Source organism: Marivita sp., assembly GCF_017643905.1.
GTDB lineage: Bacteria > Pseudomonadota > Alphaproteobacteria > Rhodobacterales > Rhodobacteraceae > Marivita.
The window spans coordinates 1-9,060 of the sequence record NZ_JAEPMO010000166.1; the positions used below are offsets into that span (position 1 = coordinate 1).

Genomic DNA, 9,060 nt, shown 5'->3' on the forward strand with positions numbered 1-9,060 from the left:
CGCATCCACGCGGTCCACCACGGGAACGACAGCGGGCATGGTGTCAATCATCCCCGCCCACATCGCGCGATATCGGATCGGTCCGACCTCGGGGAACAGCTTTTCCACCTCGGCCGCCACCTTGCGAAGCTTGCCTGCATTGGGTTTCGGGTTGAGCACGCGAATGCCCTCGAACGGGGTCACTTCATCCTCGGCCCACTGGCGTTTGGTGCCCCACGCATCGGGGTAGCCCTTGGGCGCCGCAGGCAGAAACCGCGTCCCAAACGGAGACGCCATCAACTGCGCGCGGAAATTCGGAAGAGCGCGGAATGCGTCAGGCCCGACGAAAAACTCGTGAAAGCCCCCTGCCGCCAGTGAGGCCCCGCCATCAGCCCGCGTGCGAAACGCATACTTACCCGCACCCGCAGCCCCTTGATGCGGCAGGTGAACAGGCTCGGTCGCCCCAACGCTGGCCCGCACCGACAATTGCGGGATCGACACTCCATGCGCTCGCAGGAATAACGACGACCACGCGCCGCCCGCAACCACCACATCCGAACAGGCAATGCGCCCGGCCTCGGTGAACACGCCAGTGATGCGTCCCGCCTCCAGGTCCAGCTTGCGCGCGGCACAGCCCTCGACGATCACCGCGCCTTCGCGCACCGCAATTCCGGCCAGCGCAGGCACAGCAACCCAAGGCTCGGCCCGCATGTCGGACGGCGTGGTGATTGCGCCAGTAAAACCGCCCTTGGCCAGTTCCGGGAACCGTGCCTTGAGCGCCGCACGGTCAAGCAACTCGGTGTCCAAACCCTGCGCCGTGGCGTAGGGGAGCCAGTCGGCATAGACCTGAAGTTCTTTCTCGCTCTCGGCCAGATAGGTGACACCCGAGCGCTTCAACCCGATATCGACATTGGTCTGGCTGGCAAGCTCGGTCCAGAGGCGGTTCGCCTCGACCATGATGGGAAGTTCGTCCGGGTCGCGACCCTGTTGCCGGATCCAGCCCCAGTTGCGCGAAGACTGCTCTCCCGCGATGCGCCCCTTTTCCAGCAGCACCACCCGCCGTCCCTTGCGGGCAAGATAAAGCGCCGTGCAGACGCCAATAACGCCACCGCCAATGACAACCACATCGGTCTCAGCTGGCAATGGCCCGCCAAAGGCAATCGGGCTTTGTTCGGAAATCGGAAAAGGCATCATGACGAGAGGTGATCCAGCAAACGCTCCATGAACGCCTGTCCTTTGTTGAATTGGTCAACCGTGATGAATTCATCCGGCTGGTGCGCCACGGCAATGTCACCGGGACCGCACACAACCACCGAATAACCCGCGCTTTGGAAATGACTCGCTTCGGTGCCATAGGACACGTATTGCTTGCCGTTGTCCCCGGTTAACTGCCGCACAAGCGTCTCGGCACTGCCCGCATCGTCGGACTTGAACGGCGGCAAGGCCGAGTTCGGCGTGATCTCGATCCATGTTTCCGGACGCACGGCCTGCATCTGCGCCTCGACCTCGGCCACAGCGGCGCGCAGGCTGTTGTCCCAGTGTTCCAGCGATTCACCGGGAACGACGCGGATCGTCATGATCAGTTCGCAATCCTTCGCGGTGATGTTATGCGCGGTGCCGCCTTGGATCACACCCACATGCACATTCGTGTAAGGCGGATCGAACATTGCAGCCACGTGCGCAGGCGTCGCGGCGGCGCTTTCGTCGTTCATCCAGTTGGCCCATTCGATCAGTTTGGCGCCATACATGATCGCACTCACCCCGGTATGCATAACCGAAGAGTGCACCTCGAACCCGTGAACATGAATGGTGTAGCTGACACTGCCCTTGTGTCCCGTCACTGCCTTGAGCATCGTCGGCTCGCCCACGATCACCGTATCGGCGCGGGGAACGACCCCTTGCATCGCCTCGATCAGCGGTGGCGCACCGGTGCAGCCGATTTCCTCGTCATAGCTGAGCGCGATCTGCAACGGGCGCTGCACGCCGCGATGATGCGCCTCGACCAGCGCCCAGATGGCGAGCGCGTCAAAGCCCTTCATGTCAGTGGTGCCGCGCCCGTAAAGCCTGCCATCTTTCTCGGTCACGATGAAGGGATCCGTACTCCACGGCTGGCCATCGGTTGGCACAACATCCGTGTGCCCGGACAGCACCACCCCGCCGTCGACCTCCGGCCCGACATGGGCAAAGAGCGCGGCCTTGGATGGATCGTCGGATTTCACGTGCCGGTGGCTATGGACCCCATGTTCGATCAGATACGCCTCGACCCAGTCGATCAGCGGCAGATTGGTGTCCCGGCTGACGGTGGGGAATTTTACCAAATGGTCAAGAATGGCACGCGGCGTCAGGCGGTTTTGCATAATCTCACTTTGCGGATCAGGGCAGCAGGTAGTCAGCGTAGACCGGATGATGGTCCGAAGGCCATTCGCCGTCAAACCTCTCTTGCAGAACAACCGGCCCTGCGTCCAGCGTGACGTTCGGCGTCCGCGCCAGATGGTCGATGGCCCCTAACACATGCACACCGCGATTCAGGTGATACGTGGCCCCCGGCGTACGGTCGAACACGACACCCGATTCTTCCAGAATATCCATCGTCTGCGCCCCGTGCAGCGCGTTCAGGTCGCCCACCAGAAAAACCGTTTCACCTGCGTCAATCCAAGGCTTGATCCGATCCCGTGTCAGCGCCGCAGACAAAAGCCTGTTTGACCGGCTGGAATATTCGAAATGCACATTCACCACCCTGAACCGCGCTCCGGTCCCGCGGTCTTGGAACTGCGCCCATGACGCGAAGGCAGGGAACGACCCGTTGAAAGTGCGGGAATAGATCACGTCAGGCGTATCAGAGAAGAAAAACCATCCCTGATCAATAGGTTGCAGCCTGTCTTTCAGGTAGAGCAAAGGCTGCGTCGTCGGAAATGTCCGCCAATCACCTGTTGCCGCCACTCCGTAATCGGGGTTCCCCGCAAGCAGATGATCGCGGGCAAGGTTGACGGATCCGTCATCGCCGCGCTGAAAGCTTTCCATCTCTTGCAATGCGACCACATCGGCGTTCAGCGCCTTGAACGCACTGTCCAGCGGCCCCTTGCGCCGCTCCCAATCGCCGACCGACCATGCTCCGGTTTCCCGGTCGAGCCAGATGTAGTGCACATTGTAACTGGCGATCCGCAGCGCATCGCCCTGAGGCGGCGCAACGGACACATTGCCTTCGCTCTGAGTCACGTGCAGCGCACATGCCACCAATGTCAAAAGCGCGAACACCGCAATCAGGCCGCGGCCAAGCCATCTTAGAACTCGTACCATGCGCGCACCCTAGCCGCGTTTTTACAAAGTATCAGTAGCCACTGTCGGTGATCAGCACTTTGTGACCAGGTTCCACTTCGCGGTAGATCGACGGTTCGGGTTTATAATCCAAACCGTGAATCGGCGACGGAATTGGCTTGAAGTTCAAGTCCTTCTCGGACTTGCGCTTGCGCGGGTCGGCAATCGGCACCGCTTTCATCAGGGCCTGCGTGTAAGGGTGCTGCGGATTCTCGAACACCGCACGGCGCGGGCCAAGTTCGACAATCCGTCCAAGATACATCACGCCGACATGGTGGCTGACCCGTTCGACCACCGCCATATCGTGGCTGATGAAGAGGAAGGACAGACCCAGTTCGGCCTGCAATTCCAGCATCAGGTTGAGAACCTGCGCCTGTACGGACACGTCAAGCGCCGACACCGCCTCATCCGCGACGATCAGCTTGGGATTGAGCGCCAAGGCCCGCGCAATGGCGATCCGCTGGCGCTGGCCGCCGGACAATTCGTGCGGATAGCGCTGCATGAAGCTGCGCGGCAGCTCCACCCGGTCGAACAGATTCTCGACCTTCTTCTGCATCTCCGCCCTCGACCCGATGCCAAAATTGCGCAGCGGCTCCGACACCTGATCAGACAGCTGCATCTGAGGGTTCAGCGAGGCAAAGGGATCCTGAAACACCATCTGCATATCGCGCCGGGCCTCGCGCAGTTCGGGTTGCGTCAGCGCCATGATGTTCTTGCCATCAAGGAACACGCTGCCCGACAACGGCTCGACCAGCCGCAGAATGGACCGGCCCGCCGTGGATTTGCCGCATCCGGATTCGCCCACAAGGCTCAGCGTCTGCCCCTTGTTCACCGTGAAAGACACATCCTCGACCGCGTGCACATTGGCCACGGTCTGGCGGAAGAACCCGCCTTTGACCTCAAACCGCGTGGTCAGGTTCTTGACCTCGAGAAGCACCTCGTCAGACCCGGTGATCGGTGGGACTTCGGACCCGTCGCGCCCCAGAAGCCGCATGGGTCGCGGCAGATCGGTGCCCGTCATCTCGCCCAGCTTGGGCACCGCCGCCAGAAGCGACTTGGTATAGGGATGCTGCGGGTTCTCGAAGATCTCCTGGACCGTGCCCTCTTCCACCTTGTTGCCGCGGAACATCACAACGACGCGGTCCGCCATCTGCGCCACCACGGCCATGTCGTGGGTGATGAACATCACGGCGGTGCCGGTTTCCCGCTTGAGCCTGTCCATCAGGGCCAGAATCTCGGCCTGAATGGTCACGTCCAACGCCGTGGTCGGTTCGTCCGCGATCAACAGACGTGGCTCACAAGCCAGCGCCATCGCGATCACCACGCGTTGCCGCATCCCGCCGGACAGTTCGTGCGGATATTGTTTCAACCGCCGCTCTGGTTCCGGGATGCGCACCTGCCGCATCAGATCAAGTGCGCGGGCCTCGGCCTGCGCCTTGCTCATGTTCTTGTGCAGCCGCAACCCTTCGGTCAACTGCTTGCCCACGGTGAACACCGGATTGAGCGCCGTCATCGGCTCCTGAAAGATCATGCCGATCTCGTTGCCACGGATCGTGCGCATCAAGTCCTGATCCGTTTTGGACAGGTCCACCTCGCCCGCATCCTTGCGGTCGAACAGCAATCGCCCACCCGCAATATCCCCGCCGCCAAATTCGATCAGCCGCATCAAAGACAGCGATGACACCGATTTGCCGGACCCGGATTCGCCCACCACGCAGACGGTTTCGCCGGGATTTATCTCGAACGAAACATCCTCGACGCCAACGACCGTGCCGGACTTCGTTTGGAACTCGACGCGAAGATTTTCGATTTTTGCGATGCTGCCATCCGGCATGGGCGCGGTCCTTTTACTGTCGTTGCCCAAACGCTAACCGACGCGGGGCCAGAGTCAAACGCTGTCTCGACGTCGCTCCTGTTATCGCTCCCACGGGACTTGCATTTTGCTCAAAAGCTGTTTCGATAAGCGCACAGGGGGCATAACCGACGCGTATTCCTAAAGCTTTCGAAGCAAGTTCTTGGAAACCAAAGACGAACAGGCGCCGGACGATCCCGCCAACGAAAACGACATGGGATAACTGTGTCCAACAAGGAGAGACAAATGAAACTAAAATCCCTACTTCTGGGGGCTGCTGCCGCCGTTGCGTTTGCACCTGCTGCCTTTGCGGAGCGTGGTGCCGATGGCGAGGTCAAGATCATCTATTGGCAAGCGCCCTCGATCCTGAATCCGTTCCTGTCGGGCGGTACAAAGGACGTGGAATCGGCCTCGATGATCATCGAGCCGCTGGCCCGCTATAACGAAAAAGGCGATCTGGTGCCTTGGCTGGCCGAAGAGATCCCGACCGTCGCCAATGGCGGCGTCAGCGAAGACCTGACCAAGATCACATGGAAGATCACTCCCGGCCTGCTCTGGTCGGATGGCACGCCGTTCACCTCGGCTGACGTGGCCTTTACCCATGAATACTGCACCCATCCCGAAGGCGGCTGTGCACAGCAGACCAAGTTCAATGGCGTCAGCAGCGTCGAAACACCGGACGACCTAACCGTTATCGTGAATTTCGACGGCCCGACGCCAAACCCCTATGGCCCTTTTGTTGGTGGCGAAAGCCCGATCCTGCAAAAAGCGCAGTTTGCGAGCTGTCTTGGCGCTGCAGCATCGACCTGTACCGAGCAGAACTTCAACCCGATCGGAACCGGCCCGTTCGTTGTCGACGACTTCAAGCCGAACGACGTGATCACCATGTCGGCGAACCCGAATTATCGTGATCCCGCGAAGCCCGCCTTCGCGAGCGTGACTTTCAAAGGTGGCGGCGATGCCCGCGCAGCCGGTCAGGCCGTGATGGAAACCGGCGAATTCGACTACGCCTGGAACCTCCAGCTGGCACCCGACGTGATCGCGCAGATGGAAGCAGGCGGCAAAGGTGTACCCGTCGCTGGCTTCGGCCCGCTGCTGGAGCGCATCATGGTCAACCAGACCAACCCAAGCCCGGATCTGCCCGAAGGCGAGCGCTCGACGGCTATGCACCCTCACCCGTTCCTTAAGGAACCGGCCGTCTACAAGGCGATGTCGATGGCCATCGACCGTCCGCTGTTGGTGGAAATCGGCTACGGTCAGGCCGGCAAAGTCGGCTGCTCGTGGGTTCCGGCACCCGAAGCTTTCGCCTCCACATTCGAAGGCTGTGACGTTCAGGACATCGACGGCGCCAAGGCGCTTCTGGATGGCGCAGGCATCGTCGACACCGACGGCGATGGCGTGCGCGAGCACAATGGCGTGCCGCTCTCGATCCTGTACCAGACCTCGACCAACGCCGTCCGTCAGGACTTCCAGGCGCTGATCAAGGAATGGTGGGAACAGATCGGCTTTGAAGTCGAACTGCGCAACGTTGACGCGTCGGTGTTCTTCGGCGGCGACGCGGGGTCGCCCGACACGTTCCAGAAGTTCTATGCGGACGTGCAGATGTACGCCAACACGTTCAACGGCACGGACCCGCAGTCCTACCTTGGCAACGGTCTGTGCGGCAACGCGCCTCGCCCCGAAACGCAGTGGCAGGGTGAAAACATCAGCCGCTTCTGCATGGAGGAATTCGACGCGCTGCACGCAGAGCTGACCAAGACCGCCGACATGGCCGAGCGCCAGCGCATCGGTCGTGAACTGAGCGCGATGATCACCGACAATGGCGGGATGATCCCGCTGGTGCACCGTGGCCGCCTGTCGGCCCACGCAAACAGCCTTGGTGGCGTTGTTCTGAACGTCTGGGACAGCGAACTCTGGAATGTTGCGGACTGGTATCGCATCAAGTCCAACTGATCCCTGTCAGTGATGGTAGGGTGGGCCCTGTGCCCACCCTGCTTTTCGATTTCCGCAAAAGACTTATGACCCGAGGCGCCTCCCGATGCTGACCTTCGCCGTCCGACGACTTGTTCTCGCCGTTCCGACGCTTCTGTTCATCAGTTTTGTCATTTTCATGCTTCTGCAACTTGCGCCCGGTGATCCGATGGCGCAGGTGCCCCTGACCGTCCCCGCCGAGGTCAAGGAGAAGATGCGGCAAGCCTTGGGGGTCGGCGAACCACCCTTGGTGCAATACTGGAAATGGTTGGTTCAGGTCTTCTGGATCGAACCCAAGGTCTTTATCGACTACCTGACCAATTCCAGCACCTTGGTTGGCTGGCTGCCGGACACCCAGCTTTATCAGGGTGAACTGCGCGTGATCTCGTGGCAGACCCGCAGCCCGGTGATGGACATCGTCATCCAGCGGATCCCGCAAACACTCTGGGTGGTCGGTCTTGCCTATGTGGTGGGCATCCTCATCGCCCTGCCGATCGGCATCTACTCGGCCTACCGACAGTATTCGGTGTTCGATCAGTCCGGCACATTCATCACGATGATCGGCTTTTCCATCCCGCCCTTCTTCACCGGCCCGCTGCTGATCGTGATCTTCTCGGTTCAGTTGGGATGGTTTCCGTCAATCTATGACACGACCCTGGTGGTGGACAGTTGGGCCGCCTTCAAGCTTCAGCTGCAACAGATGATCCTGCCGGTGATGGTGCTGGCGCTGCAAACCACCGCCCAGATCAGCCGGTACATGCGCGCCTCAATGCTCGACAACCTCAATCAGGACTACGTCCGCACCGCCCGCGCCAAGGGCCTGAGCGAAGCTGTGGTGGTCACGGTTCACGTCCTGCGCAACTCGATGATCCCGGTCATCACCGTGATCGCGCTCAACGTCCCGTCGATCTTTGGCGGCGCGATCATCACGGAAAACGTGTTCAAGGTGAATGGCATCGGTCAGCTTCTCATCACGGCCCTCTTTGCCAATGACCTGCCCATGGTGATGACACTGACCTTCATCTTCGCCGTTCTGATCGTGCTCTTCAACCTGATTGCCGATATCCTCTACGGCCTTCTCGACCCGAGGATCCGCTATGACTGAGCCCGTGAACGCGACCCCGACCCAGATCGAAGCACTGGCCGACAAAGGCCCGCTCGCGCCGCCGCGCAGCCAATGGAAAGACGTGTGGGATCAACTCCGCAAGCACAAGGGCGCGATGTTCGGCGGAGGCTTCCTTGTCTTTATTACGTTGGCCGTGATCCTTGGCCCCTATCTCTGGCAGGTCGACGCGCAAAAGCTCGACATCCGAAACAAGGACCTGCGCCCGATTTGGACCGCACTCTGGGATGCCAGCGCCAAGACAGCGTGGAACCGCCCCTTCGGCACAGACCAGCTGGGCCGCGACCAACTTGCGCAAATCCTGCAGGGCGGACGCACTTCGATGGCCGTGGGCTGGGCTGCAATGGTGCTGAGCTTGATCATCGGCACGGTTGTCGGCGTGCTGGCGGGGTTCGTGCGCAAGGCGGACGGGCTGCTGATGCGCCTCACCGACCTGTTCCTGTCGCTGCCGATCCTGCCGCTGCTGCTTGTGGCCGTGACCCTGTTCCGCCAACCCCTGCGCGAGGCGTTCGGGCCTGAGGGCGGCATGTTCGTTCTGATCGTCGGCATCATCGCGATCACCAGCTGGATGCCCACCGCCCGTATCGTGCGCGGCGACATCCTTGCCCTTAAGGAACGCGAGTTCATCCTGGCCGCGCGCTCCATCGGAACCACACCATTCCGCATCGTGCAACGCCACCTGCTGCCCAACGTGCTGTCTCCGATCATGGTGTCGGCCACCTTGGGCCTTGCAACGGCGATCATTACGGAGTCCGCCCTCAGCTTCCTTGGCGTCGGCTTCCCGTCGGACTTCCCGACTTGGGGCAAGATGCTGGCCGAC

The 9,060-nt window shown here is 61.0% G+C and carries 7 protein-coding genes; 3 read left to right on the forward strand and 4 right to left on the reverse strand.

Translation table 11 applies throughout. The features are described from left to right. The 4 genes from JJ869_RS19880 to JJ869_RS19895 all read right to left on the reverse strand — a co-directional run. Positions 1–1,173 (reverse strand): FAD-dependent oxidoreductase (locus tag JJ869_RS19880; RefSeq protein WP_292269932.1); only part of this gene is annotated, 1,173 nt, incomplete at its 3' end. After that, on the reverse strand, positions 1,170–2,336 hold the full coding sequence (gene argE, locus JJ869_RS19885) for an acetylornithine deacetylase (protein WP_292269933.1): 1,167 nt from the start codon (positions 2,334–2,336) through the stop codon (positions 1,170–1,172). The genes argE and JJ869_RS19880, both read right to left, overlap by 4 nt. 16 nt (positions 2,337–2,352) lie before the next feature. Further along, on the reverse strand, positions 2,353–3,276 hold the full coding sequence (locus tag JJ869_RS19890; protein ID WP_292269935.1) for an endonuclease/exonuclease/phosphatase family protein: 924 nt from the start codon (positions 3,274–3,276) through the stop codon (positions 2,353–2,355). Positions 3,277–3,307: 31 nt separating this feature from the next. Next, complete coding sequence (locus JJ869_RS19895) at positions 3,308–5,128, reverse strand: ABC transporter ATP-binding protein (RefSeq protein ID WP_292269936.1); 1,821 nt, start codon at positions 5,126–5,128, stop codon at positions 3,308–3,310. Positions 5,129–5,392: 264 nt separating this feature from the next. On the opposite strand from JJ869_RS19895, the gene JJ869_RS19900 reads away from it, so the two are divergent. The 3 genes from JJ869_RS19900 to JJ869_RS19910 form a co-directional block, all read left to right on the forward strand. Then, positions 5,393–7,099: a peptide ABC transporter substrate-binding protein gene (locus tag JJ869_RS19900; protein ID WP_292269937.1), complete on the forward strand. Its 1,707-nt coding sequence runs from the start codon at positions 5,393–5,395 to the stop codon at positions 7,097–7,099. An 85-nt stretch (positions 7,100–7,184) separates the two neighbouring features. After that, positions 7,185–8,222, forward strand: a complete 1,038-nt coding sequence (locus JJ869_RS19905) for an ABC transporter permease (protein WP_292269940.1) — start codon at positions 7,185–7,187, stop codon at positions 8,220–8,222. Next, positions 8,215–9,060, forward strand: an 846-nt coding sequence (locus JJ869_RS19910) for an ABC transporter permease (RefSeq protein ID WP_292269941.1), incomplete at its 3' end; no start/stop codon positions are given. The genes JJ869_RS19905 and JJ869_RS19910, both read left to right, overlap by 8 nt.

Excerpts from the sequence above, each read along its gene's own strand:
- JJ869_RS19895 (WP_292269936.1), bottom strand. The coding sequence starts at position 5,128 with ATGCCGGATGGCAGCATCGCAAAAATCGAAAATCTTCGCGTCGAGTTC.
- JJ869_RS19900 (WP_292269937.1), top strand. The coding sequence starts at position 5,393 with ATGAAACTAAAATCCCTACTTCTGGGGGCTGCTGCCGCCGTTGCGTTT.
- JJ869_RS19890 (WP_292269935.1), bottom strand. The coding sequence starts at position 3,276 with ATGGTACGAGTTCTAAGATGGCTTGGCCGCGGCCTGATTGCGGTGTTC.
- argE (WP_292269933.1), bottom strand. The coding sequence starts at position 2,336 with ATGCAAAACCGCCTGACGCCGCGTGCCATTCTTGACCATTTGGTAAAA.
- JJ869_RS19905 (WP_292269940.1), top strand. The coding sequence starts at position 7,185 with ATGCTGACCTTCGCCGTCCGACGACTTGTTCTCGCCGTTCCGACGCTT.